23 protein-coding genes are annotated in these 26,678 nt (G+C 40.1%); 8 read left to right on the top strand and 15 right to left on the bottom strand.

From position 1 onward, the window contains the following. Positions 1 to 10 precede the first annotated feature (10 nt). Genes FTT98_RS03315 through FTT98_RS03305 form a run of 3 tightly spaced genes read right to left on the bottom strand, consistent with a single transcriptional unit; the run spans position 11 to position 2,959 of the window. On the bottom strand, positions 11 to 790 hold the full coding sequence (locus FTT98_RS03315; protein ID WP_168377742.1) for a transglutaminase family protein: 780 nt from the start codon (positions 788 to 790) through the stop codon (positions 11 to 13). After that, positions 787 to 1,389, bottom strand: coding sequence for an alpha-E domain-containing protein (locus tag FTT98_RS03310; protein WP_168377743.1), 603 nt, complete (start codon positions 1,387 to 1,389; stop codon positions 787 to 789). Before FTT98_RS03310 ends, FTT98_RS03315 begins: the two co-directional genes overlap by 4 nt. A 22-nt stretch (positions 1,390 to 1,411) precedes the next feature. Next, on the bottom strand, positions 1,412 to 2,959 hold the full coding sequence (locus FTT98_RS03305; protein WP_180176989.1) for a circularly permuted type 2 ATP-grasp protein: 1,548 nt from the start codon (positions 2,957 to 2,959) through the stop codon (positions 1,412 to 1,414). A gap of 260 nt (positions 2,960 to 3,219) precedes the next feature. On the opposite strand from FTT98_RS03305, the gene FTT98_RS03300 reads away from it, so the two are divergent. Further along, positions 3,220 to 4,218 (top strand): YafY family protein, encoded by a 999-nt coding sequence (locus FTT98_RS03300; RefSeq protein WP_168377745.1) that lies wholly within the window; start codon positions 3,220 to 3,222, stop codon positions 4,216 to 4,218. Between the two features lie 840 nt (positions 4,219 to 5,058). After that, positions 5,059 to 6,729 (top strand): FMN-binding glutamate synthase family protein, encoded by a 1,671-nt coding sequence (locus FTT98_RS03295; protein ID WP_180040358.1) that lies wholly within the window; start codon positions 5,059 to 5,061, stop codon positions 6,727 to 6,729. Positions 6,730 to 7,178: 449 nt separating this feature from the next. On the opposite strand, the gene FTT98_RS03290 is transcribed toward FTT98_RS03295, so the two are convergent. From FTT98_RS03290 to FTT98_RS03275, 4 genes are read right to left on the bottom strand one after another with little or no spacing between them, the layout of a single operon-like run. After that, a complete protein-coding gene (locus FTT98_RS03290) occupies positions 7,179 to 8,222 on the bottom strand; it encodes an alpha/beta hydrolase (RefSeq protein ID WP_180026424.1) in 1,044 nt (347 codons plus the stop codon). Further along, positions 8,222 to 9,361, bottom strand: coding sequence for a YdcF family protein (locus tag FTT98_RS03285; protein WP_180063537.1), 1,140 nt, complete (start codon positions 9,359 to 9,361; stop codon positions 8,222 to 8,224). Before FTT98_RS03285 ends, FTT98_RS03290 begins: the two co-directional genes overlap by 1 nt. Before the next feature lie 21 nt (positions 9,362 to 9,382). Beyond that, positions 9,383 to 10,420 carry a UDP-N-acetylmuramate dehydrogenase gene (gene murB / locus FTT98_RS03280; protein ID WP_180176988.1) on the bottom strand — a complete coding sequence of 346 codons (1,038 nt, stop codon included), beginning with the start codon at positions 10,418 to 10,420 and terminating at the stop codon, positions 9,383 to 9,385. A gap of 9 nt (positions 10,421 to 10,429) precedes the next feature. After that, on the bottom strand, positions 10,430 to 10,945 hold the full coding sequence (locus tag FTT98_RS03275; protein WP_180176987.1) for a low molecular weight protein-tyrosine-phosphatase: 516 nt from the start codon (positions 10,943 to 10,945) through the stop codon (positions 10,430 to 10,432). 118 nt (positions 10,946 to 11,063) lie between these two features. Between FTT98_RS03275 and FTT98_RS03270 the strand changes: the two genes are divergently transcribed. Further along, on the top strand, positions 11,064 to 12,224 hold the full coding sequence (locus FTT98_RS03270; RefSeq protein ID WP_180176986.1) for an iron-containing alcohol dehydrogenase: 1,161 nt from the start codon (positions 11,064 to 11,066) through the stop codon (positions 12,222 to 12,224). Positions 12,225 to 12,260: 36 nt separating this feature from the next. Further along, positions 12,261 to 12,692 (top strand): thioesterase family protein, encoded by a 432-nt coding sequence (locus FTT98_RS03265; protein WP_180176985.1) that lies wholly within the window; start codon positions 12,261 to 12,263, stop codon positions 12,690 to 12,692. Between the two features lie 21 nt (positions 12,693 to 12,713). Here the strand turns inward: FTT98_RS03265 and dnaX are convergent, their stop codons facing one another. The 6 genes from dnaX to FTT98_RS03235 form a co-directional block, all read right to left on the bottom strand. Further along, entirely contained in the window at positions 12,714 to 14,933 is a 2,220-nt protein-coding gene (gene dnaX, locus FTT98_RS03260; protein WP_180176984.1) for a DNA polymerase III subunit gamma/tau, read from the bottom strand. Positions 14,934 to 14,993: 60 nt separating this feature from the next. Then, positions 14,994 to 15,305, bottom strand: coding sequence for a hypothetical protein (locus FTT98_RS18055; protein ID WP_257230178.1), 312 nt, complete (start codon positions 15,303 to 15,305; stop codon positions 14,994 to 14,996). A gap of 499 nt (positions 15,306 to 15,804) precedes the next feature. Next, entirely contained in the window at positions 15,805 to 16,257 is a 453-nt protein-coding gene (locus FTT98_RS03250) for a copper resistance protein NlpE N-terminal domain-containing protein (RefSeq protein ID WP_180010375.1), read from the bottom strand. An 84-nt stretch (positions 16,258 to 16,341) separates the two neighbouring features. Next, positions 16,342 to 17,628 (bottom strand): serine hydrolase, encoded by a 1,287-nt coding sequence (locus FTT98_RS03245; RefSeq protein WP_180176983.1) that lies wholly within the window; start codon positions 17,626 to 17,628, stop codon positions 16,342 to 16,344. A 75-nt stretch (positions 17,629 to 17,703) separates the two neighbouring features. After that, a complete protein-coding gene (locus FTT98_RS03240; RefSeq protein ID WP_180065288.1) occupies positions 17,704 to 18,558 on the bottom strand; it encodes a MaoC/PaaZ C-terminal domain-containing protein in 855 nt (284 codons plus the stop codon). A gap of 168 nt (positions 18,559 to 18,726) precedes the next feature. After that, positions 18,727 to 20,118, bottom strand: coding sequence for a 3-oxoacyl-ACP reductase (locus FTT98_RS03235; RefSeq protein WP_180007894.1), 1,392 nt, complete (start codon positions 20,116 to 20,118; stop codon positions 18,727 to 18,729). A gap of 241 nt (positions 20,119 to 20,359) precedes the next feature. Here FTT98_RS03235 and FTT98_RS03230 point away from each other — a divergent pair, with 241 nt between their 5' ends. Then, positions 20,360 to 21,880 carry an acetyl-CoA C-acetyltransferase gene (locus tag FTT98_RS03230; RefSeq protein ID WP_180176982.1) on the top strand — a complete coding sequence of 507 codons (1,521 nt, stop codon included), beginning with the start codon at positions 20,360 to 20,362 and terminating at the stop codon, positions 21,878 to 21,880. A 67-nt stretch (positions 21,881 to 21,947) separates the two neighbouring features. Here FTT98_RS03230 and FTT98_RS03225 read toward each other — a convergent pair whose 3' ends face one another. Then, positions 21,948 to 23,051: an OmpW family protein gene (locus tag FTT98_RS03225; RefSeq protein ID WP_180176981.1), complete on the bottom strand. Its 1,104-nt coding sequence runs from the start codon at positions 23,049 to 23,051 to the stop codon at positions 21,948 to 21,950. 204 nt (positions 23,052 to 23,255) lie between these two features. Continuing rightward, positions 23,256 to 23,681, bottom strand: a complete 426-nt coding sequence (gene aceI, locus FTT98_RS03220) for a chlorhexidine efflux PACE transporter AceI (RefSeq protein ID WP_168377760.1) — start codon at positions 23,679 to 23,681, stop codon at positions 23,256 to 23,258. Positions 23,682 to 23,797: 116 nt separating this feature from the next. On the opposite strand from aceI, the gene FTT98_RS03215 reads away from it, so the two are divergent. The 3 genes from FTT98_RS03215 to leuE all read left to right on the top strand — a co-directional run bounded on the left by FTT98_RS03215 (position 23,798) and on the right by leuE (position 26,491). Then, positions 23,798 to 24,688: a LysR family transcriptional regulator gene (locus FTT98_RS03215; protein ID WP_180165873.1), complete on the top strand. Its 891-nt coding sequence runs from the start codon at positions 23,798 to 23,800 to the stop codon at positions 24,686 to 24,688. A gap of 89 nt (positions 24,689 to 24,777) precedes the next feature. Beyond that, entirely contained in the window at positions 24,778 to 25,767 is a 990-nt protein-coding gene (tal, locus tag FTT98_RS03210; RefSeq protein ID WP_078191801.1) for a transaldolase, read from the top strand. 73 nt (positions 25,768 to 25,840) lie between these two features. Then, the gene (leuE, locus tag FTT98_RS03205; protein ID WP_180170168.1) at positions 25,841 to 26,491 is read left to right on the top strand and encodes a leucine efflux protein LeuE; all 651 of its coding nucleotides are present in this window, start codon (positions 25,841 to 25,843) and stop codon (positions 26,489 to 26,491) included. Positions 26,492 to 26,678: the final 187 nt, after the last annotated feature.

Genomic DNA, 26,678 nt, shown 5'->3' with positions numbered 1-26,678 from the left:
CCTCAAATGATTAACAACTCAGCACTTGTACAATTGAGCTCATAGACTCAATACCACCTTTATCACGAACGCCTCGAACTGGAGCTACATCCCAGTAGTCCCGCCCAATCGCAACATAAATATGTGATTGTGGTGTAAATAGCTGATTACTGACATCAAAACAATACCATTTATTTTCGATATAGACTTCTACCCAAGCGTGACTGGCAAGGTGGCTACTATTCGGCACAAATAAATACCCAGAAATATAACGTGCAGGAATACCCAAATAGCGACACATTGCGATCATGACATGGCTATGATCCTGACATACCCCTTGCTTATGATGAAAAGCATCAATCGCTGAAGTATGTACCGATGTTTGATTCGATACATAGGGAATATGCGCCAATATCGCTTCAGCCAAACGAATCAGATTGGCACGATTGATACGAGGGACATAGCAATCGGCAAAACTTTTCATGTGAATATCGTACTGCGTACTCGGCGTTGGCTGTAAAAACAATTTCGGGTTTAAATCATCCGCATTTGAATCATTTGAACTCAAATTCATCTCTACGATGCCCTGCGCCATAATGGTCATTTGCAGATAAGGTTCGCGCTGCGTTGTGGTCAACCACACATTACCAAAAGTATCCAATTGCATATCACGCTGCCCCGGCACACTCACATCCCAATTTTGCACCTGTTGGTGTGCATTGGTGGACGGGGTCATTTTGATATATTGAATGCTTCTGTTTACCACATCAGTGTAAACATAATGGGTCTGATGGTTGATCATGAGCCTCATACAGCCACCTCAAACATATTTTGGATATGATCACTGAAATGGTAGAAGTTTTGGCTATTCGGCTGCTGTTTAAGTGCCAACCATGCCTCTTGCACGCTTTCCCATCCAAACTGAACCAAAGCCATGACAATATGTTCAATCTTCGCTAGGGTGTGTTGAATGTCCTGCTGCATGCGTAACTGGCGATCAAGCTGCTCTATGGCTTGTCCTAAACTAAAAAATAAAAATACATCTTCAGATTCGGACTCTAAAACATCTTGGCAATCTGTTACCACGTCACAGATATAACCTGGGTTATCACTCGCATTACGAATTAAACGGCTGAGTTCTGCATAACTTTTTGCTGAAAGTACACCCCTTAAGTCCTGAATATTACTTTGCGCATATTGAAATTGGCTGGAAAATGACGCCGGCTGCTCCGCATTTAAAACTAACTCATTCATTGAGTCGGCATCAAATGCTGGCAAACAAAAAGCATGTGCATAGTTCAATGCCGTATCAACATCTTGAAAAGGGAAAATACTGCATAAATATTGAGTACGTGCTAAATAACGCCCCAACCAAAAAATATGTTCTGCATTACTGTTTAATAAAATCATGTTTTGCTCCTTCACTGGAGTGCTATGAGCGTAAATCGTCTACTACCCACGTATCTTTAATGCCGCCGCCTTGAGAAGAATTCACTACCAATGAACCTGCTTGCATCGCGACACGAGTTAAGCCACCCGGTACAATTTCAGTTCGATATGGTGAACTCAGTACAAATGGGCGTAAATCGATATGGCGTTCCGAAACACCCGCCTCACTTAGGGTTGGGCTGACAGATAAATTTAAAGTCGGCTGTGCAATATATAAATGTGGTGCTGCGGCCACTTTATCTTTAAAGCTATTTAATTCTTGTAAAGAAGCTTGTGGACCGATCAGCATGCCGTAACCACCTGAACCCTGCGCTTCTTTGACCACCAATTTTTCGATATTCGAGAGCACATAATCCAATTCGTTCTGCTCACGACATTGATAGGTCGGCACATTTTTCAGGATCGCTTGTTCGCCTAAATAGAAATGAATCATTTTATCCACATATGGATAAATCGATTTATCATCTGCTACGCCTGTTCCCGGTGCATTTGCAATGACCACATTATGTTGCATATACGCTGACATGAGCCCTGCTACGCCCAAAGTACTGTCAGGTTTGAAACATAATGGATCGAGAAAAGCATCATCCACACGACGATAAATTACATCAACCTGTTGTCGACCTTTAATGGTTTTCACATAAACCTTGTCGTTTTCTACATAAAGGTCACGTGATGTCACTAAGGGTACATCCATCTCCCTTGCCAAAAAGGCATGTTCATAATATGCACTGTTAAAACGCCCTGGGGTTAAGACCACAATAAATGGGGTATCGACGTAGGCATTTTCTGCAAGAATTTCACGTAAGAGCTGCGGATACTGCTCAATCCCCATGATGTTGCTTTGCTGGCAAAGTTCAGGCATCAGTTTTTGACTGATCTTACGGCTTTCTAGCATATACGACACACCCGATGGTGTTCTAAGATTATCCTCAAGGACGTAAAAATCGCCTGATTGATCACGTATGATATCAATACCACTGATTTGGCTATAAATTTTACCTTTTAGCCCATGCATATACATTTGTGGCAAATAGGCTTCATGGGTTAAGACTTGCAGTTCAGGAATAATTCCTGCTTTTAAAATATCTTGCTGATGATAAACATCATGTAAAAACAGATTGAGAGCTTTCACGCGCTGTGCACAGCCCAGTGATAAATTATTCCATTCCTTTCGTGCAATCACACGAGGAATAAGATCATAAGGAATAGTGCGTTCAATGCCCTCATCTTCGCCATACACTGTAAAGGTAATACCCTCATAGAGAAAATGTTGTTTTGCTACCTGATTTAGTTGTTTTAATTCATCAAGTGTATGCTGTGATAACCACTGCTCTATCCGTTGGCATGATTCTTTAGCTACCGTTTTGCTGTCGCGCATTTCATTAAAAAAATCCGAATTGAATTGATTAAACAGCGCATATCCTCGAGCAAGTGGTAAAGTTTTTAATGTAGAGACAGAAGTATTAACCAACTTTGCCTCATAACCCTCAATTCCATTTGAAGTTGTATTACGATTTTCTTTCAGCATAGCAACTCCATGTTTTTGTCATGTCTTGTAAATCAGATAAAGCAATATATATGCCATCAATACATATGCTGCTTCTCTTTGATTATTTATGCATCATTTTTGCAAAGTGGTACAGCATGTAACTGCTCAAGTTGTGTCAAATTGCGTTATTAAAATCATCTTAGTTTTTTTAGATGAAGACTTGCTTAACGCAGGAAGATTTCTTATTGTGTCCCACAGCATCATTTTATTCATTTAAGTCCAAGTTCAAGCACTAGATTATGTCTTCACAAGAAAAAGAAACGTCGAACAGCCTCTATCGTCAGTGGCAAATTCTTTCACGACTGTCCACAGGTAAGTGGATGGGTACGCGTGAATTACAAGAAATACTGAACCGTGAAGGCATTGATATCAGCCTACGCACCATTCAGCGTGACTTAAATCAAATTTCTCTACGTTTCCCAATTGAGAGCAGTAAAACAACGCCGCAAGGCTGGCGTTGGCGTTCTGATGCACCGATTCAAAGCCTGCCTCATATGACCAGCTCACAAGCGGTCACCTTTATGATGGTTGAGGAGCATCTAAAGCATTTGCTTCCGCCAAGCTTAATTGAAGAAATGAATCCTTGGTTTGACCTCGCACGTCGAAGTCTGTCGTCGCAAAATAATGTCCGTCAGTGGATTAACCGCGTGCGGATCGTGCCAGCTACTCAGCCATTGATTCCTCCTGTGGTTGAAAAAGTCGCACAGCAATCGATTTATGAAGGCTTACTACAAGACAAACAACTGGAATGTCTATATCAAGGTCGTGGACAACAAAGCGAAGAAAAGACCTATATTTTAAATCCACTGGCGTTGGTCCAAAAAGGTGCAATTATTTATTTGGTGTGCACACGTCATGACAAAACAGACATCCAAACCTTTGCTTTACATCGTTTTAAATCAGCTACAGTCTTAAATTCACGTGCATTACACCCTGTCGATTTTGATATTGATGCCTATATTGACTCTGGAGCGCTTGGCTTCCGTGTGGACTTCAATAAGCCGACTGAAATGATTCAGCTCAAATTAACCATGTCGGAATCAGAAGCAGTTTATTTTGAAGAAAGTCAGCTAAGTAAAGATCAAGTGATTCAAAAAACCGAAGATGGCTGGGTTGAAGTTAGTGCAACAGTACCATTTACCTCTCAGTTAACATGGTGGCTGCGTAGTTTTGGGAAAAAGATTCAGAAAATTGAACCTGAAGAAGTCGCTATAGTTGTACAACAACGCAATGATTAAACCGATCTAAGGTTTTCTGCTACCTTAAATACTAACTAATGTTACGCACATAAAAGTAATTTCGCATTTTAAAAATGATTTTTCAGTCTATTCGACGGAGTCTTACATCTAGGGTTTAAATAAAGGAATTAGCCTTCGGCTGGAGGTACTTTTGTTTCGGCAAAAGTACCCAAAACCATTGTCATCCGCAAAACTCGTTCACTAACGTCTACTTATTCAAAGTATCGCAAAAACATTTTTAAATAAATGTAGTCCTGTCTCAAACACTTGCGGATGACCTTACCGCGTATCATTCTTTTATTTGAGGTGACAACTTCTAACGCATAATGAATATCTAGTACATTATTTATGCTTAGATTTTCCCTTAAAATATCAACACATAAAAAAGTCCCAACGCTGGGACTGGATAATTTCTTAGAATATTTTTGTAATTTTAGTCGTTTAGGTCAAAGGAACTACAGCATAAGTATCTGCTGAATACCTTATGCCGTAGCGCTAATTTCTCATGGCTATAATCAATTACTGACATAGGCAGGCTAGGTCGGCATTATTATAACGAATAGATTTCATAGTCATATTCAGCACCTCGTGTTTAGAAAGTAAAATCACTTTAACCTCCATTTTGCACATTGTGAAATAACAAGAACCGCGCTACTTTTCACAAATTTTCTTAAAGAACATTCCTGCTTTTCTTATCTGATTTGGCTTTAAATGGAAAATTCATCCAACTTCAATGCTGTTTTTTATAAATGCTACACTGAATCAACAAATTAAAGCTTGAGCATTGTGCATAAACTCGGCAAATTATGAGCAAATGAGCAGAATAAGATTTTTCAAAATATGGCCAGTCCAGCACAAACTATTCGCCACAAGCTACTGAATACTTTTTTTTCTCGGCATTCCATTTGGTTTGCTTGTATTTTTATCTTCCTACTCATTTCGAGTTTTCATTTAGGTTATTCCCCTCGCTATATTCAATATTTTATTCCACAAACCTTATTGAATAGTATCTGGGTCATAACTGGGCTTTTGAGTTTATTGGGTTTGTATGACGTCATACAAAATAAACATTCGATTTTAAAAAATTACCCTATCATGGGGCACTTTCGTTTTCTATTTGAAGAATTTCGACCTGAAATTCGCCAATATTTTATTGAATCTGATCAAGATGCATTGCCCTTTTCTCGTATGCAACGCAGCTTGGTCTATCAACGGGCAAAAAATCAAAATGCAGATAAACCATTTGGTTCAATTGTTGATGTTTACCAAAATGATTATCGCTTTATTAATCACTCCTTGTCACCTTGCATTCCTGCCATTCCTGAAACATTCCGTATTAACATTGGCAATGAACAATGCAAGCAACCGTATAGCGCATCGATATTAAACATTTCTGCGATGAGCTTTGGTAGTTTAAGTGCCAATGCCATTCGTGCCTTAAACTTAGGCGCAAAAATGGGCAATTTCTACCATGACACCGGTGAAGGCAGTATTAGTCCGTATCACTTGGAAAATGGTGGCGACATTGTTTGGGAACTCGGTAGTGGTTACTTTGGCTGTCGTACCATTGATGGTCAATTCGATCCTGTACGTTTTGCTGAACAAGCCAAGCACCCTCAAGTCAAAATGATTGAGATCAAATTATCTCAAGGTGCAAAACCAGGCCATGGTGGTATTTTACCTAAAGACAAAATTTCCGAAGAGATTGCTCAAATCCGTGGTGTCAGCCGTGAACATGACTGTATCTCTCCATCTAGCCATCCTGCCTTTAGCACCCCTATTGAAATGATGCAATTTATTCAGCAATTGCGCGAGCTTTCCGAAGGTAAACCTGTAGGCTTTAAACTGTGTATCGGGCAACCGTGGCAATTTATGAGTATCGTAAAAGCCATGTTACACACAGGTATTACACCTGATTTTATCGTGGTGGATGGTTCTGAAGGTGGGACTGGCGCAGCGCCGATTGAACTGATTGATAATATGGGGACACCACTGCGTGAAGGCCTACTCTTTGTCAATAACACCCTAATTGGTGCAGGCTTACGTGCAAAAATTAAAGTCGGTGCCAGTGGTAAAATTATTAGTGCTTTTGATATTGCCAGTACCATGGCGATTGGCGCAGATTGGGTGAACTCAGCTCGTGGCTTTATGTTTGCAGTCGGGTGTATTCAAGCTCAAAGCTGTCATACCAACCAATGTCCTGTTGGGGTTGCAACACAGGACAAAGACCGTCAAAAAGCCATTCATGTTCCTACAAAGGCAGAACGTGTTTTTAATTTCCACAAAAACACCATGCATGGTTTATCTGAACTTATTGCCTCAGCAGGTTTACAACATCCATCGGATATCCGTGCACACCATCTAGCGCAGCGCATTAATAACCGTGAAATTAAAAACTATGCACAGCTACATTTTTGGTTAAAAGATGGTGAGCTGCTCAGTTGTGAAAATAAAGATGAAGAAAACTTCTATTTCCGTATGTGGAATATGGCACATCTAGAAAAGTTCTAATCCCTACCGCATAAAAAAGAGGCGACCACGCCTCTTTTTTTCGTCTAGATCCATCACACTGATTAAGGTAGGCTGTGCTCAATCATCAATTAGTAACTGATGTTACGCGCGTAAAAGTAATTACGCATTTTAAAATAATTTTTAAACCTATTCGACGGAGTCTTACATCTAGGGCTTAAACATAGGGATTAGCCTTCGGCAGGAGGTACTCTTACGAAACGTTGTTTCTCATTCGGCAAAATGAGAAGCAAAGCTTCGCAAGGAAACCTTCTTGCGGTGCAATGCACCTCACCGACAAAACTCGTTCACTAGCGTCAAATTATTCAAAGTATTGCAAAAACATTTTTGATTAGGAGTAGTCCAGTCTCAAACACTTGCGGATGACCTTCCCGCGTATCGTACTTTTATTTGAATCAAATTACGCTCCTGATGTTAGTGCGTAACATCAGTTAGTAATAAGACTTACTATTCGATTGAGCATGCAAGAATGCAGGGATCAAACCTGTTAATGCAGCACGAATATCGGCACGTTCATTAATCAGCTGATGTGAACCTTCTTCAAGCATGAGAAGCGTCTGTAAACGGAATTTACGACGTATAAACTCAATGTTATAACGCCAATCCACCGTCTGATCCTGTGCGCCTTGAGCTAACCACACTGGAATACGACATGCAGGTCGCTCTTCCATTTCCTGCATCCATTTTGACATGGCCAAAATCCAGTCCATCCCCATCATTCGAGGTTGTAGAGGATCTTTTAAACGTACAAAACGCAAAAACTCAGGGTTATGATTATTCCGTCTAAAATGACGTGGCACTTCACGTTTAATACGACGAATAATGCCTAATCCAACCGAGTTATGCCACCATGCCGTTTTTGCAGGGCGAATCAGCGGAGATAATAATAAAACTCGTTCGACATAAGGGTTTTTGCGATGTTCAGCAAAATCTAACAGATGATGCAGCCAAATCGCCCCACCCGTACTCTGCCCAATCCCTAACCACGGTGTCGGTAATTGAGCTGCATGTTTCACATAACGATATACCGCTTCCAAAACTTGTTGGTAATGATCAAAGTTTTGAATACTGGCTGGCGATCCATTACTTAGACCATGCCCCGGTAAATCATAGGTCAAAACACTAAAACCTTGATCTAAGAGCTCACGAATAATCGGCTGATATATTCCACTATGCTCTAAATAACCATGCAATAAAAATACAGTGCCTTTAATGACATCCGTTTCAGTTTTCAGTTTCGGTTGAAATACTTGTACATGTAATTTGAACAAAGGCATTTCTACATAGCCTTGCCAATGTTCACAGTTCAAGGCATCTAAACCATAAAGTCGTCTATAAGACTGTATTTCAACACTAGGCTCAAAAGGTCGATTTAAATTTAAAGGTTCTAATAATTGTGGGGTTAATTCTCGACTTGGAACAGGAAGATCTAATTGTTTAAGAATCGAAGGATTAAGAAATGGGATATCTGACATTATGGGACCTCCCGACAGTCACTTGAGCCAAACCAAACATCACGTAAGGTGGCTAATAATTCATAATTGGCACGACGACTATGGTCATAATTTTTTTCACTTGGTCGCCATGTGGTTAATGTCGTTGGCATAGGTGCAACAACAGGAATGGTTTCAATACCATTTAATGCAAATAAACGCCGTGTTCGAGGCATATGATATTGGTCGGTGATTAAAATAACCGTCGGTGCGCCGCCTTTTTTCTGTAAAAGTAACGAACTAAAACGCGAATTTTCGCAAGTATTCATACTGCGGTCTTCAAGCAATTTCGCATCGACATCATATTGCTTTAACCATGCTTGCATATACGGTGCTTCTACACCACTGAGTACAATCGGTAACTTATTGGCACGTTCGACATCGAGTGTTTTTTCCAGTCGAAGTCGTGTGTAGTCATTCACTACGATATCTTTATCATTTTTATCTAAGGTTAAACCACCACCTAACACCACGATCGCATACGGCTCTGCCGTTGGCTGCTTCAGGGTTTTATCTTTCATTTTGGCAAGATCAAGATACGTTTCATCATCGATCGGTTCTGCTTCTGAAGCAGCTTGCTCAATTTCATGGGTTTTTAAGAACTCAGTATATTGAGTCATCAGGCCTTTATTTTCCGCACTATTGAGCTCAAGCAGCTCTTTCATTTTTTGAGCAGGATTTTCCGCCAATGCCTCAGAAGATGCCGCCTCGGACGCAGAAGGATTCAGCAAAGGAACTTTCGGCATGTCCTTTTGACTATCATTCTTTTCTTTTTCATGTTCTTCTTCAATGAGCTGCTGTAACGCCTTATAACGTGCTTGTATAAGGGTTAAATCTTGAGGCTCATCAGACTGTATGGCTTGCTCCATGAGTTTTAAATACGCTTGGCGCGCGATCCATAAGTCAGAACCCGGCTCATAGTTATCATCGTCACTCAAAGCACCGAGTTTTTGACTTTGCGCTGCAAGCTGATTGACTTCTACAGGAACGAAATAATTTAAACTTTTAACGATCAATTTAGAATAAAACGGCGTATAGATAAAAATCATTAGACAGCCCAAAAGTACAAATAGCACTGCGGCAATTTGTACTAAGCGAACCATCCAATGTGTTTTATGCATAAATCTAAAACCTAAGTGTTGTTATTGATCTGAGTGAGATCGAATCAAGCCATTTGTATCAAATAATACAGGCTCAGGATGTAGTTCAATATTAAATTTTTCAAAAACATCATGTTGTACAGCTTTGTATGTTGTACGTACATCTTGCAGCGTACCGTCTTGGTAATTGACCAACACCAAAGCTTGCTTATGGAACATACCCACTGAACCCACAGATTTCCCTTTCCAACCTGCTTGGTCAATCAACCAGCCAGCTGCCAGTTTTACCGCATTATTCGGTTGTGGATAATGGGGTAAATTTGGAAATTGCAGCGCAATTTGGTCAAAGGCTTGCTGGCTAATCACAGGATTTTTAAAGAAACTTCCGACATTTGGAAATTCTTTCGGATCTGGAAGTTTGGTTTGACGGATATGAATGACTTGTTGTTGTAGGTTTTCTGCACTTAAGTCTTCGCCTACCGCCTGCTTTAAATCACCATAATTTAATTTTAAATCGGCATGTTTTAAAAGTTTAAAAGTCACATGCGTAATAATAAAACGCTCTGGCTCATCTTTAAAAATACTATGGCGATATGAAAAATGACAATCGGCAGCGCTAATACTACTTTGCTGTTCTGTTACTCGGTCATAGACCTGCACAGATTCAATAAATTCACCCGCCTCAACACCATAAGCTCCAATATTTTGCACAGGTGAAGCACCGACTAAACCGGGTATCAATGCTAAATTTTGTAAGCCATAAAACTGGTGTGTCGTCGTCCAAAGTACAAAGTCATGCCACACTTGCCCTGCACCCACTTTTAAAGTTTGAGTTGCGGCATCGTCTTGTACATATTCAATCCCTTGAATATCCATATGCATCACTAAAGCATGTATTTGCTCAGGCAACAGCATATTACTGCCCCCTGAAAGCACCAATACATTTAATTGCTCAGCTTTGGCAAAGTCGAGCGCTGCTTGGATATCTTCTACCGATTGAACACGTACATAATGAGATGCTACAGCATCGAGGCTTAATGTATTAAATGGCTTAAGCTGAACCTGTGTTTGAATTTGCATTCTTAAACCTTAATTTTTTTGCTGTGCTTGTAACTGAGTTTTTAAATAATTGACCCAAGCCTGACTGCTAGATTCGCATTGATCTAATACATGTTCAAACCCAGCATCACCACCATAGTACGGATCTGGTACTTCTTGTTGCGGATATTGGTGATCATGTTGACTCATCAAAGACACTTGTGCACGTAGTTGACCGAATTGTTGCTGCGCCTTTTGCATGAGGTTTTGAATATTGTCTAAATTTTCGTAGTCCATGGCCAAGATCAAATCAAATTTAATAAAATCATGAACCGTTAACTGACGTGCGCGTAATGCAGATAAGTTATAGCCTCGTAATTTTGCATGCTGTTGGCTACGAAGATCAGGCGCTTTGCCCGGATGATAATTGCTCGTACCCGCAGAGTCGACGTGAATATTGAGTTGCGCTTCATCACAAAAATGTCTGAGAACCACTTCAGCCGTAGGTGAACGGCAAATATTTCCTAAACAAACACACAACACCTTATATGGCGTGCTGGATGACATAACAACCTCAAGACTACTTTTATTTCAAGCGTCTTATGTTAAGTTATTTACAGGATGAATCCTATATCAACACTCAAGAATAATGTTTATTTGGATATAAAAAATTAGGGATAAGCCAATGAGTCAATTTCAGTTTCAAACCGTCAGCAATATTATTTCAGGCTTAGGCTCTATTTCCCAACTGAGAGAGGTCCTAGGCGACTTTCAAGCCAAACGTGTCATGTTTGTGACCGACCCCGGTATGTTGCAACAACAATTACATTTACCCATTTTGGATATTTTAGAAAGTATCCATCAAGACTATGTAATTTATTCCAGTATTCAAGCTGACCCTGCAGAACATATAGTTTTGGATGCAGTTCAATTTGCCAAGAATGAAAAAGTAGATTTGATTATTGGTTTTGGCGGTGGCAGTTCAATGGATGTGGCTAAAATTATCGCGATCTTGGCTCATCCTAAGCAAACACAACAGATCAGTGATTTATATGGTGTTGCTAATGCAAAACGACCACGCTTACCGCTCATTTTGATCCCGACAACGGCAGGGACCGGCTCTGAAGTCACACCAATCTCTATCGTCACTACAGGTGAAACCACCAAAACTGGTATCGTCTCCCCTGTACTGTATGCCGATGTCTGTATCCTCGATGCGAACTTTACTTTAAATCTTCCCGCACATATTACCGCAGCGACAGGTATCGATGCCATGGTGCATGCCATTGAAGCCTATACGTCAAAAATTAAAAAAAATCCGTATGCGGATATGCTCGCCAAACAAGCTTTGCGTTTATTAAATAAAAACTTAGCAGTGGTTTTACAAGATGGACATAACCTCGAAGCGCGTCAGCACATGCTAGTCGGTTCAATGCTTGCAGGTCAGGCCTTTGCTAATGCACCAGTTGCAGCGGTGCATGCACTCGCCTATCCACTCGGTGGACACTTTCATCTCTCGCATGGTCATACCAATGCACTGGTTCTCGCTGAAGTGTTAAAGTTTAATGCACCTCAGGCCAAGCAGCATTATGCAGAACTTATGAGTTGGCTAGACCCATACAGTACGGGCTGTACCGATGGTTTATGTGATTTATTTATTGATCATATGCAAAATCATTTAGATCAGAGCGGTTTGGTGCTAAAACTCAGCCAACTCAATGTGCCTGAAAACATGCTCGATCGCTTAGCAGAAGACGCGTTATTACAAACTCGACTATTACAAAATAATCCTCGAGAACTACAATTTGAAGATGCTCGCCAGATTTACCAAGCGATTTATGCCTAAAGTTCACTCATTTTTGAAATAAAGAAAATACCAACGATGAAACCTGAAACTAAATGTCGCCAAAACTATCGATTTTTATTTCCAATCCAAACCCGTTGGGCAGACAACGATATGTATGGTCATGTCAATAATGTCACCTATTACAGCTATTTTGATACCGCTGCAAATGCACTCTTGATTCAACATGCCGGTTTTGATTTGCATAATACCCCGATCATTGGTTTAGTGGTCGATTCAGCCTGCAGCTTTTTACAAGAGCTGTCCTATCCAGAAATCATTGAAGTTGGGGTTGCGATTGAAAAAATTGGTAATTCTTCACTGCGCTATGACTTAGCCATTTTTAAACAAGGACAAAATGAGGCTGCAGCTCAAGGACATTTCGTGCATGTATTTGTTGACCGCCAAACACGAAAAAGCACCTCGATACCCGAAGATATGCGAGATGCTTTAACTCAATTTTTACTTTAATTTTTATATCCAGCTTGAAACTTATTTGAGCTGGATATTTTGCAACTCACCATCAAAGCTTTTGAGCAAATCTTTCACAACAGGCTCTGCATGTAATAACTCATTTGCACGTGCAAACGCTTTTTCTTTGCGGACATGCTGTAAAGCATACGGTGTGGTTTCTTCGACATCTTCAAAGCTGATATGGAAACGACATTTTGACCATTGCGCATGAAGGGCTTGTTCCAATACATGCTGTAATTGAGTCACTAAAGCTTCGTACCGCTTTGGAATATGGAAAGTCGATTCACCGTCAATTGTACCGCGCATAATGCCATGCTGCGCCAACTCTTGTACCGCAGGTGAAAGTTGGCTATTTCGGAACCAATACTCCCACTTTTCGACCGTCCACTCACCTTCAAGGTTTTGAGGCTGTAAAGTCAAAATATCTTGTGGCATCAAAGTAGAAGATGAACCCGTTTGAACAGCATCCGAAGAAACTGAACTTAGCGTAACTTGTGGTGATGCTAGATCAAAACCATTGTGATCTTGAGCCCCCGAAACTGATTCATTCACCACATGCTTTGGTTCAACTGCATCTGTCAAATTTGGCTGAGACGTTTCAGTCTCTGTAATTGTTGACTCTAAAGCTGTTGATTCTAAAGGTGCAATATCTTCAAAATTTATAGCGCTTACATCAACTTCTTCAGTTTCAGTACTCGGCGTCGGATCTAAATCAAATAATGTATCATCTGCCACAGCATCCATAACAAGCGTGTCATTTTGCTGTGTCGCTACAGATTCAACCGATGCAACCACTTGCGTATCTAGAGTGCCATTTGCTGTAGATGCTGTAGAAGTTTGGCTTATTGCGTCTTCTTCAGGATCATCTAAAAAATCATCAGATGAAGGTTCGTCGGCTGCGGGTGCAGAAACATAGCCATCATCGTCATCATAATGTGAATCATCAAAATCATCGAAAGCTGGCGATGTGTCTACAGCGGGTACAGCTTCAGGCTGCTCAACAGTGGCAACCTGTGCAGCAGACTCAACAACGGTATTGGGTTGCTGCAAAGACTGTGTTTGAGTCGGCTGAACTGTTTCGGCCTGATTTTGAGCAAGCTGTGGCTGTGCGGCTGACTCTTGCTGTACGGCAGAGACCAACATTTCGTTTGGCTGTAATGGTCGGAATGCTAATAGACGCAGCACACACATCTCAAAACCTTGCTCTTGCGTGACTGCCAACTGCAAGTCTGCCCGACCTTTGCATGCGACTTGATAATACAACTGCAAATCTTGAGCTGAAATCAACTGCGACAATTGCATAATTTTTTGATTGATCTCAGCGCTATATTTCAACGCTAAGTCTGGCAAGTATTGTAATAATGCCAGTTCATGCAAAGTCGAAATTAACTGATCCAATACCAGTGAAACATCCAGTGCTTGTTGGCGGAATTGCATGAGTAAAGCACTCACGCGTTCACGCTGATTTTGATGAATGGCTAAAATCAAATCATAAATGATCGTACGGTCAATTAGGCCCAACATGTCTTTAACATCTTGGTGCTGAATTGAACCCTGACCATAGGCAATCGCTTGATCAGTTAGTGACAATGCATCACGCAGTGAACCTTGAGCCGATTCAGCAATTTGCCAAATCGCATCTTGCTCCGCTTGAATTTGTTCTTTTTGTAAAATATCGGTCAGATGCGTGGTGATTTCATCCACGGCTAAAGGACGCAAAGTAAATTGCAAGCAACGTGAAATGACAGTAATCGGTAATTTTTGAGGATCTGTAGTAGCAAATAAGAACTTCACATGCTCTGGCGGTTCTTCTAGAGTCTTTAATAACGCATTAAATGAATGCGTAGAGAGCATATGCACTTCATCGATTAGATAAACCTTGAAGCGACCTTGGGTTGGAGCATAAGGAACGTTGTCGAGAAGCTCTCGGGTATCTTCAACTTTGGTCCGTGATGCCGCATCGATTTCAATTAAATCAATAAAACGACCTTCATTTACTGCTTTACACGTTGGGCAGACTTCACAAGGCGTTGAGGTTACACCTGTTTCACAGTTCAGACATTTTGCCAAAATACGGGCAATGGTGGTTTTACCCACGCCACGAGTACCTGTAAATAAATACGCATGATGTAACCGACCACGTTCTAAGGCACTGGTAAGTGCGCGTGACACATGGTTTTGCCCCACGAGTTCAATGAAATTTCGTGGACGGTATTTTCGTGCAAGTACTTGATACATGTATGCTCCTTTTTACAGGTGTAAGCATACTGTTTTTTTGTCTAAGAGTGAATGAAGTTCTTAGTCAGTGGAACTAATTCGATCAATATCTTCGAATTTAACGACTTTAATATTTGATTTATTTTCTGAATCATTAAACAAGATTACATTACCTTGAAAACTGTCCAGAACATACCATTTATTTACGTCTTTGATTTTCAATGTAGCTACAGGCGACTTCTTTATATCATTTAATTTTAACTGTGCAGAAAAACAGGTAGCAAATATGGCAAGAATGGTTAACACCAAAAATTTAAGTGGTTTATCTCTGCGCACTTCATCATCGGTAAAAATATTGAGAGTTATACCAATTAGAACAGCACCCCATAGCATTGAAGTTTGACCAATAAAGTTATTTACATAGAGCGTAATTAGCCCACTAACACATACAATAATGACAAATATAGCTTGTAGCAGCTTATGCTTTTTTAAAAACTGTTCGATTTTTTCTTTCAGCTCTGCTTCCGTAATATGATTAGAAACTAAAATTTTCTTTTTAGGCTAACTTTTGTAATATTGTTTAAATAAAAATCTATAGAAATCTAATAGAACACCAACTACGGCTATGACTGAACAACTTAAGACTAATACCTTAATAATTTCAAAAATATAAAATGATGGAGATAAAACAGACATTATCCATATAGCATCTAAAGAGTAATAGAAAAATGCATTCGAAATAACAGAAATTGTGAGGGCTGCTATGGATAAAATTCCAAATAACTCCGTAATTGATAATTCTTTTTTTATCATTATTTATAAAAATTAGACTATAAAGTGGTTTTTTATCATGACTGACAAACTACGTAAAGAAAGAACGATTTAATTATAATTAAGTCTCTGCCCGCTTAAGCAAAAAATCACTCTGCATTTGATAGCGTTTCGCCGTCTGGTCTTCCCGAATTTCAAGTAATTGCTGATCCAAATCAACATACAAAAGATTACGCGTTTGCACATTCATAAGTTCTAGCTGCTGCTTTGATTCATCTTTAAAACGAATTACACCTTTTAGCACTTCTACTTCGTTATGACCACTTAGACTTTCACGAGTGAGTGTATAGGTTTGGTCTTCATGTAGCTCTATAGCCACAGCCATGCCAGGACAATCTTCACAACGAGAAAGACAGCCCATACACGGCGTGGTACCTTTAAAATCACCGACCCATGCAGCTTGCTGTTTTTCGGCAGTAATCGCTTCTATCTCTTTTGCTTTCGTTTGAGTTGAATCCTGACAACCCAACATTGCCGATGTTGCGACTAAGGGAATCAAAACAACTTTTTTCATAGGGATATCACAGCAGTCTAAAACTGCGAGGGAAAATAGCATATTTTTCACATTTCCCCAATTTCTGTTCTATCCCAAAGAATCTTAAAGCCAGCCCTTTCGTCCCTTTAGCGCTTTGTCTGCACAACGTAGCGTTTCTTGAGTTAAGCCCCATAAGCGATAATCGCCTGTGATCGAACCCGTCGCAAAGTTATGTGTATATGCAAAACTTAAATCACGCTGCGGATCACACCACGCCCCAGAACCATTAAAACCTATATGTCCAAAACCTTGACTAGATTTGCCTAAAGTTAAAATTCGATGATATCCCAAACGCCAATTCATCGGTAAAGGCATAATACGATCACGTTTTTTATATTGAATTTTACTTAAAGATTCAAAAACTTGTGGCGTGATTAAGGTCTGTCCCTGCCACTGCCCTTGGTTAGCCAGCATTGCATAGATTTTCGCTAAACTATTGGCACTAAATACACCAGTAGCCGCAGGTATAATGGCTTGTAAACCGTCATCACTAAAAAATGAAAACTTGCGCATTCCTTTAGGAATCATACCATCTTGAAAGTCTTGCAAATTTTGTCCAGAAAGTTGCAGAAGCTGATCAAAGATTGACGGTTTTCGTGTCTCTGTCTTTTTTTTCGTTGTCTGCGCTTGGGTATTTTCTTGTGCAGATGTATCTACAGCACGTTCTACTTGTTTCTTTTTCGGAATCAAGCGAGCAACCTCACTAAGTTGATGCTCTGGTACGCCAAAAAATGCATGATCCAATGCCAAAGGCTCAACCAAATAGTGTTGCATCAATTCAGCAAGCGGTCGACCTGTGGCCTTTTCAAGTATACCACCTACTTGCCAGCCGAAGGTTAACGGTTGATATGCCGCATCAGTTGTCGGCCCAAAACGTGGTTTAGCTTGTTCAATGACGTTGAGCATATGCTGCCAATCTGCCATTTCGGATGCTGCTTCAATGATATTACGGATATCGTATAAACCACTTTGATGACTCAGTATGTGCCTTAATGTGATATCCGACTTACCATTTTGAGCAAACTCCGGCCAATATGTTGCAACGGGAGTATCGTAATCAAGAAAGCCTTCGCTCACTAAAATATGTGCTAGCGTTGCAAGTACGCCTTTACCCGTGGAATAACAGACCGAGGGGGTATTGGACTTCCAAGCTTCTTCGGCTGATTTTTTACCGGTCCAAATATCCACAACTTTTTGACCTTTAAAATACACCACTAAGGCAGCTCCGCCTAAGTGGGTTCGAGCATCCTGCATCCGGCTAAATTGCACCGCCAAATCTTGAAACGCCTCGTCGACTGTACCTTGATAATTATTCTTCTGTGCAAATAGATATTCTTTGAGCGCCTGCATCATCATTCCTTTGAATATGAATCGCTTGAGATTAAAACAAAAAAGCCTAAACCGATATCGATTTAGGCTTAAGTCTTAAAGTGCCTTTACACTTCCCGCGACATGCGGTTTTTTGTTCTTACTATTTCGAATGGCAAACTCTGTATCTTTACCTGTTTGCGCAGTTAGGAACTCGACTTGAGAAGGCAAATACATCGGTAATTTAAACCATACATCTGCTTCATAGGCATCTGGCAAAGTTAAGCTCGACAAGGCTTTGGCTTTACTCCACATACCATGTGCAATGGCTTGTTTAAAACCAAACGCTTTTGCTGTTACAGCATGAATATGAATCAAGTTAAAGTCACCAGAAGTCAACGCATAACGGCGACCGGTATTTTCAGAAACATTCCATTCAGCTTGAACTTGCAACTCTGCTGGCTTTATTTCGGTAGATTTTGCCACAGCTTTGTTGTCGTTTTTTTGACGTGCTAAATACGTGGTTAATGATTCTACAACCACTTCATCGCCCACTTTTGCAGTAGTAATAAAGTCAAATTGCACACCTTTATCATGTGGCTGTAATTCACCGAATTTGCATGACAATGACAGTGTTTCATTCACACCAACTTTGCGATATTGCTTCACTTGGTTACGAATATGTACCAAACCTAAGATCGCAAATGGAAAAGCTTCCGTAGTCATCATATGCATTTGCAAACTTTGAGAAAGCACAGCCAAATAAATCGCTGGGATATAACCATTGTTTTTAAAGCCACACACTTCGTTATAAGCTTTTAAATGCTTTTGATCGACCTTAAATGAATCCACCACATATTCAACTTGCGGCAGAACTTTTTCACCTTTTGGCTTTTTAAAAATCAAGCCTTGAATCACTTTTGGATAGGCTAAATAAGGCTTTGGAAGTTGACTAAAATGGCGAGTATTCATACGAAACCTTTGGAAGTTTTTATTTCAATGTTTTAAAAGCCTCTTCGCTTGCGCCATATATGGCTCGAGGAGAAGGCTGGATGCGGCTTAGCCCCATTCCATTTATAGCAAATTTTTACCTCTCCCTAGCCCTCTCCTAAAAGGAGAGGGAATTTTAAGAGGAATGCTTTAAGCCCCTAACAAGCTTTGACCACACACACGTACCACGTTACCGTTCAAGCCAGTCGACGCAGTTGAAGCAAACATCGCAATCGTTTCAGCAACATCCACAGGTAAACCGCCTTGACTCATCGAGTTCATGCGACGACCTGCTTCACGGATTGCAAATGGAATCGCAGCAGTCATTTGCGTTTCAATAAAACCTGGAGCAACAGCATTAATGGTTACGCCATTTTTCAATAATGGAGCAGTAAATTTAACCACACCAATTACACCAGCTTTAGAAGCAGCATAGTTGGTTTGACCTAAGTTACCTGCAATACCTGAAATAGAAGATACGCACACAATACGACCATTTGCATTGAAGCCATCATTTTCAAGAAGGTAATCATTTACACGTTCAATCGCAGACAAATTAATGTTAATCACTAAGTCCCAAAGCTCAGGTTTCATGTTAGCCAAAGTTTTATCACGGGTAATTCCGGCATTGTGCACGATGATATCTAAACCACCTTGAGCAGCTGCCGCCGCTTTAATTTTTTCACCGGCATCGCTTGCAGTAATATCAATCGCTAGCGTAGAACCGCCAATTTCACCTGCAACACGGTCAAGGTCTGCTTGCTGCTGTGGAACGTCTAAACAAATGACATGCGCGCCATCACGTGACAATACATGTGCAATTGCTTCACCAATACCACGGCTTGCACCTGTTACTACAGCTGTTTTGCCTGCAAGCGGTTTATTCCAGTCAACATCCACAACATCTGCTTTAGATACACGAATCACCTGACCCGATACATAAGCTGAACGTGGTGAAATCACAAAACGTAATGCAGATTCTAAGTTTGCTTCAGCACCTTCGTCCACATAAACTAATTGTGCTGCAATCCCTTTCTTAAACTCTTTACCGACTGATTTTACAAAACCTTCTAATGCACGTTGTGCAATGGCTTGTTTCACAGTTTTCGCAGTCTCTGGTGTTGTACCAACAACGACAACGCGACCAGACGCCTGAATTTGACGTGCGATTGGGTTAAAAAATGCATATAAGGCATGCAGTTGTTCTGAGTTTTGAATACCTGAAGCATCAAACACCACAACTTTAAACTTAGACTCTTTATCGCCTTCGTTAAATGCGCTTAAGTTCAGACCTGATTTTGCCGCAGCTTGTTGTAATTCAGCATTATTACCTGCATAGCTATTGGCATGAATATTTGCCAAGACTTGTGCAATTGCACCAGACAATGTTGAAGCAGGCGCTGCACCGAATAAAACCGCACCTTTAACTACAGGTGTTGCAGACTCAAAACGCTCTAAAAAAGTCGGTGATGGTAAACCTAAATTTTTGATGACAAATTTACCAATAGGAGATTTTGCAAATGTTTGGTATTGATCAGTCATGTTTATTATCTCTCATACAGATTAATTTTTGATGGATCTGAAGATATCCCTTTAACTTCAAGATGATGTCAGATACTTATATTTCAATAGTTCCATCAGTTTCCATGGAATCATACTTGAGTTAAACCGCAGATGGCTTGACCTGAATGCTTTAGCGAATGTCATTTTAGTCAATTTACCCCTTTGGTGAATATGCTAATGTAGCCGTCAAGAAGATCATCAACATGCTTGGAAAAGCCTTATGAGCAAAACAACTCAAGAAAATCCAGCAGTCGAAAGTCCGACTACGGAAACTGTGTCAAATACATCAAAGAGTACGCCACGTAGCGCTAAAAGTACGGGCACAGCAACCAAGTCTACAAGTGATGCCGCTATAACGAGCCGTCCTCGTCGTGCATCTACGCGCACTAAGACACCCGCTTCAAACCCTAAAACAGCTTCAAAATCAACAACTCAAACGTCTGTTCAACAGGATAATACCATGAGTCAAAACACAGTTCGCCGCGTTGCTATTATCGGTGGTAATCGTATTCCTTTCGCTCGTTCTAACGGCGCTTACTTCACTGCATCGAACAGCGATATGTTCACAGCTGCATTAAATGGTCTTGTTGAACGTTTCAACCTTCAAGGTCAACGCCTTGGTGAAGTTGTTGCTGGTGCCGTGTTAAAACATAGTCGTGACTTTAACATGACCCGTGAGTGTGTACTCAATACCGAACTTGCTCCTGAAACACCTGCTTACGATATTCAACAAGCATGTGGTACTGGTTTACAAGCAGCTTTCTTGGTTGCTAACAAAATCGCATTGGGTCAAATCGAAGTGGGTGTTGCTGGTGGTGTAGATACAACCTCTGATGCACCGATCGCTTTTGGTGATGGCTTACGTAAAGCTTTACTTGAATTGAATATTGCTAAAACAGGTAAAGACCGCCTAAAAGCATTAACTAAAATTAATGTTAAAGATTTGATGGATGCACCAAAGAACGGTGAACCACGTACAGGTCTTTCTATGGGTGATCATCAAGCGATTACGACGCTTGAATGGGGTATCTCTCGTGAAGCGCAAGATGAACTTGCTGCATCTTCACATCAAAAAATGGCAGCTGCATATGAAGAAGGTTTCTTCGATGACCTTATTACGCCATTCCTAGGTTTAGAACGTGACAACAACTTACGTGCAGACTCTTCTGTAGAAAAACTTGCGAAGTTAAAACCAGCGTTTGGTAAAGGCGATGCACGTACGATGACTGCGGGTAACTCGACTCCACTGACTGATGGTGCGTCATGTGTCCTTCTTGCCTCTGAAGAATGGGCAAAAGCAAACGGTCACGAAGTTCTTGCTTATTTAACTTTCCAAGAAACAGCGGCGGTTGACTTTGTCGAGAAAAAAGAAGGCTTATTGATGGCGTCTGCTTATGCAGTGCCTCGTATGCTTGAACGTGCAGGTATTACGCTACAAGATTTCGATTACTATGAAATTCATGAAGCATTTGCATCTCAAGTATTGTCTACACTGAAAGCATGGGAAGATCCTAAATTCTGTAAAGAACGTTTAGGCTTAGATGCACCATTGGGTTCAATTGATCGTTCTAAATTGAACGTGAAAGGTTCATCTCTTGCTGCAGGTCACCCATTTGCTGCAACTGGCGGTCGTATTATCGCAACTGCTGCAAAACTATTGAACCAAAAAGGTTCAGGCCGTGTACTTGTATCGATCTGTGCTGCGGGTGGTCAAGGCGTAACAGCGATTATTGAAAAATAATCCTTTATGCTTTAAAGCAAAAAACCGCTCTTATGAGCGGTTTTTTATTTCAGAGATTTCATAATTTTTAGAAACGATAACCGACACCTAAATAAGTAATGATGGGATCAATATCGATCTTTGTCGTTGCATGAATTAACTGTTCACCGGTCGTTTGGTTAATCACATCGATCTTGGTCTTATTATTTAACTTTGCATAAGACACTGAAGCTGCTGTAAACCAATTTGGGGTGAAGTCATAGGTAAAACCGAGTGTGACAATTGGAGCAATCGCATTATCCGCATCGACATCGACCACCATTTTACCTGATGATTCTTTACCGTCTAATGCAGCACCTGCAAGATTATCCTTAATATTTTGAATCATATGCCCTGCAGCAATTAAGTCAGATTCAATACCTTTATTGAGTTCAATATCATTAAAATACGCATACATAATCCCTGCACCTACATAAGGTCTGAATTTATTCACGCCCGATTTTCCAAATTGATACTGAGCTTGAAATGCTGGCGTCCAAGCACGCGCTGTTGCTGCTTTACTATAAGCATCCAGATTGGTAATTGGTACATCATAATCCAAAGGTAAACCGTCCGGAAACAGCAAACCAGCAAGACCTCCCGGCATTGCATTGCCAGATAAAGGTGCCGTAATCATCCCTTTCCCTTGAATATCCACTTTGGGAGGAATACCGCCAATCATCTGTAAGGATACGTTGTCATTGATATAATAATTGACCATCAAACCTAAAGTATCAACATCCTCTGCTTCTAGACCAGTGCCTCCTGCTGACCAATTTTCCAATCCATATAATGTCGATGTCCCTGCAATATCTGGTTTGATATTGCCTTTGCCATCTGTCATGAGTCCATTAATAAAACTATCTTCTAATAATGTTCCTAAAGTCTCCTTTAAATTTACTGTGTTATCACCGTCTTGAATCGTTGCATTTGGGTCAATTGCTTGTAAAAAACCCTCTTCACTAATGCTTCCAACTTTGGCCTGTGTCCCATTTGCCACAGAAGTATTAATGTTAAAAGGATTCGCCTTTCCTTGCGGCATCACGTGTAACCAACCTGCAGATACAGAAAAGCGCTTAAAGTTACCATCTGCAAATGTAAATTGTGTAAGCCCAAGTAAAACAACAGGTGTGACAATTTTTATCAATTTCATATTCTAACTCCTTGTTTTGCATATTTTTTTAATTAATATATAAAAACATTCTTTGTTCTTATATTTAAAAGTTATGTAATTATTCTAACTTTTTATAGTTAGTTTATGTTTTTATATATTATTATTTGTTAAATATTGCACTATTTTGATGCAAAAAAGGCCTGTATTTATCAGTACAGGCCAATGTGATTTTCTTATTGAAATTTAACGATATTGTGGTTGGTAGCCCAAGTGCGCCTCGATCTGGTCATAGCACCATTGGAAAATAAATGTGTAGACTAAAATGCACATGGTCATACTAAAATCGAGCAAAATCGCCTGCCATAAGGTCATATGCATGGCATAAGCCACCATTGGGATGGTTGCAAGCATTAAGCCGCCCTCAAATCCAATCGCATGTAAAACACGTACACCAAAGGTTCTTTTTAACTTTCTTTTTGCTTCAAATTTTTCAAAATAATGATTAAAAATCATGTTCCAAATCACAGAAGTGACCGCCATCGCAATACCTAGCGTACCCGTTACTTCCATTGGAACTTTAAAAATAAAACTTAAAGCAATAGCAATGATCACCAATAGGATGATCTCATAGCTTAGCGCATGAATAATCCTTCTCTTGGAAATCGTCATTTTGAAACACTCTATCATTTGTAAAAAACTTATTTTATTTTTATATTATTGATTAATCGAGTTAGTTTCTTTCAATATTATTGAAAGGTTGTATTCCTTTATTTTTCTGTATGCTCATGAATATTAATCAAGAACAACTGATGATTTTTAAAACAGTCATGGAAACAGGATCATTTTCCGCAGCTGCCAGACAACTCGGCAAAGTGCCTTCAGCGGTCAGCATGTCCATTGCCAATTTCGAAATTGATCTCAACCTTAAACTGTTTGAGCGCGTTGGTCGTGAACCTGTGCCCACAGCTCAAGCGCTAAACCTGTATGAAAAAACTGAACAATTATTGATAGAAATCAATCAGTGGAAACAGCATGCAATTGCGCTGAGTCATGGTTTAGAGTCATCACTGAATATCGTGGTGGTATCAGAACTGCTTCATACGCAGTGGACCGACTATATCTCTTTGCTAGAAGCTCATTTTCCATCTTTGCAAATCAATATTTTTTCTGCGCCTCAAGAAGATGCCCAAAAGATGTTATTACTAGGTCAAGCACAGCTTGCTCTAATGTTTGAACGTGAACAGCTTGAGAGTTATGAACAATTTGTCGAATTGAAACGTGAAGCATTGGTTCCTGTTGCTGCGACAAAACATGGCCTGTCGAAATTTAAGCAAGTCAGTTTTGAGCAAATTTTGCAAAGTCGGCAAATCGTGGTTGCAAGTCGTGATAAAAGTATCAAACCAGAGTTGTTATTTTCCAAACACAGTTGGCGTACAGATAACCACCACTCTGCTTGTTCGATGATTATTCAAGGTCTGGGTTGGGGTGTGCTTCCATTAGAGATGTTTAATGAAAATCCGACGCTCAAAGATCAACTCAAAATCTTAAGCTTTCAAGATTTCACACCCAAATTTGAATATTTCGTCGACTTGGTCTGGAACCGTGAAAAACCACTCGGCTCGGCTGCTCATTTTTTGATTAATCACATCCGAAATTCACGAAAAACTACGATTTAGACCGCCTAATTGGGCGGTTTTTGGTTGGGTTCTAAACAGATTGTGTTATAAAAGTATGTACACCAAGAACATTAAGAACTAGATTTCAAATGACTCAAAATGCGTTAAACCAATTAAAAAGCCTAACAACGATTGTTGCTGACAGCAGTGATTTAGCTGCGATTAATACATTCCGTCCATTGGATGCGACTACAAATCCATCTTTAATTACAGCAGCGGCAAATCAACCTGAAAATAAAGAACTGATTGAAAGTGCTTTTGAACAAGCGCGTAAAGAAGGTTATCAAAACGATGAGCTGGTTGAGCGCACCATCGATATTCTTACGGTCAAATTTGGTGTAGAAATCTTAAAATTGATCGAAGGACGTGTATCTACAGAAGTCGATGCAGCCTTGTCTTATGATACTGATGCCACCATTGCAAAAGCTAAAGAGTTACTGGCTTTATATGCACAGTATGGTATCGATCAAAATCGTATCTTAATTAAAATTGCCTCAACGTGGGAAGGCATTCAAGCCGCTAAAGCCCTTGAAGCTGAAGGCATTCACTGTAATCTGACGCTTTTGTTTGGTTTGCATCAAGCTCAAGCCTGTGCAGATGCTCAAGTCACGCTGATTTCGCCATTTGTTGGTCGTATTTTAGATTGGTACAAAAAAGCTGAAAATGTGGATAGCTACCCGATTGAGAAAGATCCGGGCGTGTTATCAGTGAAGCAGATTTACCACTACTATAAACAACATGACATCAAAACTGAAATTATGGGTGCTAGCTTCCGTAGTATTGATCAAGTGCTTGGTTTAGCAGGTTGTGATTTATTGACGGTTTCACCGAATTTATTGGCAGAACTGGAAAAAGATCAGCGTACCGTGGAAGTGCAATTGTCTAATCATCATGCGCATGCACACTGTCAACACGATGTACAAGTGCTCGACAAGCAAACTTTCAAAGCTGAAGTTGAAAAAGACTTAATGTCTTTCCAACTATTACAAGGCGGTATTGATGGATTTATTAAAGCCCGTGAGCAATTAAGTAGCTTACTGCGTCAAACTTTTGGCTTAGATGCTGAAATAAAAGCATAAATTAGAAATTTTCAGTTTCATCTAGAACCGAAGTTGTATACTACAGCTTCGGTTTTTTATTTGAGTGTCTTCAGTGTTTGGAATCACAGACTTAACGACCTTTATTATTGGTACGATATTAATTGTGATTTTACCCGGGCCAAATTCACTTTATGTCATGTCTGTTGCTTCTCGCTATGGCATTAAGGTCGGCTATTTAGGTGCTTTTGGCGTTTATACTGGCGATTTGATCTTAATCTTACTCACCGCTCTAGGGGCTGCATCCTTACTTCACGCCTTCCCTTGGTTATTCTTATTATTAAAAATTGTCGGTGCGCTGTATTTAAGTTATCTAGGTATCAAACTTTTCAAGGCTGCCTACCAAACATGGAATGCCGTTCAAATGCCAGAACAACTCGACACCAAGCAACTGAGTTTGAATGAATTGAAACCGTTTAAGACTGCATTAACCATCAGTATTTTAAACCCTAAAGCCATTCTTTTTTACTTATCGTTCTTTGTGCAATTCGTCGATCCTGCATATCCATATCCAGCGATTACATTCACCGCACTCGCGATCGTGCTGCAAATTATCAGTATGAGCTATTTAACGATTTTGATCTTTTCGGGTGCAAAACTGGCCACCTATTTTAGCCATCGTTATAAATTTACGGCATGCTGTGTAGCAGCGGTTGGCCTTCTATTTTGTGGATTTGGTCTAAAGCTTGCGACATCTACCATGTAAACGATATGTATACAGTACAAAGCTCAAAGTTTTAACTCCGGATAATCTACGATGCCTTTAACTTTTAAAAGGATGAAACATCCACAATGTGTGGTTGTCGATTCGTTCTATTAAAGTGCCGTTTGTTAATAATTGATGCTACGCACGTAAAAGTAATTTCGCATTTTTAAAATGCTTTTTAAGTCTA

The sequence above is a fragment of the Acinetobacter sp. YH12039 genome (assembly GCF_013420015.1).
GTDB classification, from domain to species: domain Bacteria; phylum Pseudomonadota; class Gammaproteobacteria; order Pseudomonadales; family Moraxellaceae; genus Acinetobacter; species Acinetobacter amyesii.
This window is presented reverse-complemented; position numbering and strand designations above follow the sequence as displayed.

What these genes read in the sequence shown, in the direction of transcription:
- FTT98_RS03315 (WP_168377742.1), bottom strand. Translation starts at nt 790, where the DNA reads ATGAGGCTCATGATCAACCATCAGACCCATTATGTTTACACTGATGTG.
- FTT98_RS03310 (WP_168377743.1), bottom strand. Translation starts at nt 1,389, where the DNA reads ATGATTTTATTAAACAGTAATGCAGAACATATTTTTTGGTTGGGGCGT.
- FTT98_RS03305 (WP_180176989.1), bottom strand. Translation starts at nt 2,959, where the DNA reads ATGCTGAAAGAAAATCGTAATACAACTTCAAATGGAATTGAGGGTTAT.
- FTT98_RS03300 (WP_168377745.1), top strand. Translation starts at nt 3,220, where the DNA reads ATGTCTTCACAAGAAAAAGAAACGTCGAACAGCCTCTATCGTCAGTGG.
- FTT98_RS03295 (WP_180040358.1), top strand. Translation starts at nt 5,059, where the DNA reads ATGGCCAGTCCAGCACAAACTATTCGCCACAAGCTACTGAATACTTTT.
- FTT98_RS03290 (WP_180026424.1), bottom strand. Translation starts at nt 8,222, where the DNA reads ATGTCAGATATCCCATTTCTTAATCCTTCGATTCTTAAACAATTAGAT.
- FTT98_RS03285 (WP_180063537.1), bottom strand. Translation starts at nt 9,361, where the DNA reads ATGCATAAAACACATTGGATGGTTCGCTTAGTACAAATTGCCGCAGTG.
- murB (WP_180176988.1), bottom strand. Translation starts at nt 10,420, where the DNA reads ATGCAAATTCAAACACAGGTTCAGCTTAAGCCATTTAATACATTAAGC.
- FTT98_RS03275 (WP_180176987.1), bottom strand. Translation starts at nt 10,945, where the DNA reads ATGTCATCCAGCACGCCATATAAGGTGTTGTGTGTTTGTTTAGGAAAT.
- FTT98_RS03270 (WP_180176986.1), top strand. Translation starts at nt 11,064, where the DNA reads ATGAGTCAATTTCAGTTTCAAACCGTCAGCAATATTATTTCAGGCTTA.
- FTT98_RS03265 (WP_180176985.1), top strand. Translation starts at nt 12,261, where the DNA reads ATGAAACCTGAAACTAAATGTCGCCAAAACTATCGATTTTTATTTCCA.
- dnaX (WP_180176984.1), bottom strand. Translation starts at nt 14,933, where the DNA reads ATGTATCAAGTACTTGCACGAAAATACCGTCCACGAAATTTCATTGAA.
- FTT98_RS18055 (WP_257230178.1), bottom strand. Translation starts at nt 15,305, where the DNA reads ATGCTATGGGGTGCTGTTCTAATTGGTATAACTCTCAATATTTTTACC.
- FTT98_RS03250 (WP_180010375.1), bottom strand. Translation starts at nt 16,257, where the DNA reads ATGAAAAAAGTTGTTTTGATTCCCTTAGTCGCAACATCGGCAATGTTG.
- FTT98_RS03245 (WP_180176983.1), bottom strand. Translation starts at nt 17,628, where the DNA reads ATGCAGGCGCTCAAAGAATATCTATTTGCACAGAAGAATAATTATCAA.
- FTT98_RS03240 (WP_180065288.1), bottom strand. Translation starts at nt 18,558, where the DNA reads ATGAATACTCGCCATTTTAGTCAACTTCCAAAGCCTTATTTAGCCTAT.
- FTT98_RS03235 (WP_180007894.1), bottom strand. Translation starts at nt 20,118, where the DNA reads ATGACTGATCAATACCAAACATTTGCAAAATCTCCTATTGGTAAATTT.
- FTT98_RS03230 (WP_180176982.1), top strand. Translation starts at nt 20,360, where the DNA reads ATGAGCAAAACAACTCAAGAAAATCCAGCAGTCGAAAGTCCGACTACG.
- FTT98_RS03225 (WP_180176981.1), bottom strand. Translation starts at nt 23,051, where the DNA reads ATGAAATTGATAAAAATTGTCACACCTGTTGTTTTACTTGGGCTTACA.
- aceI (WP_168377760.1), bottom strand. Translation starts at nt 23,681, where the DNA reads ATGACGATTTCCAAGAGAAGGATTATTCATGCGCTAAGCTATGAGATC.
- FTT98_RS03215 (WP_180165873.1), top strand. Translation starts at nt 23,798, where the DNA reads ATGAATATTAATCAAGAACAACTGATGATTTTTAAAACAGTCATGGAA.
- tal (WP_078191801.1), top strand. Translation starts at nt 24,778, where the DNA reads ATGACTCAAAATGCGTTAAACCAATTAAAAAGCCTAACAACGATTGTT.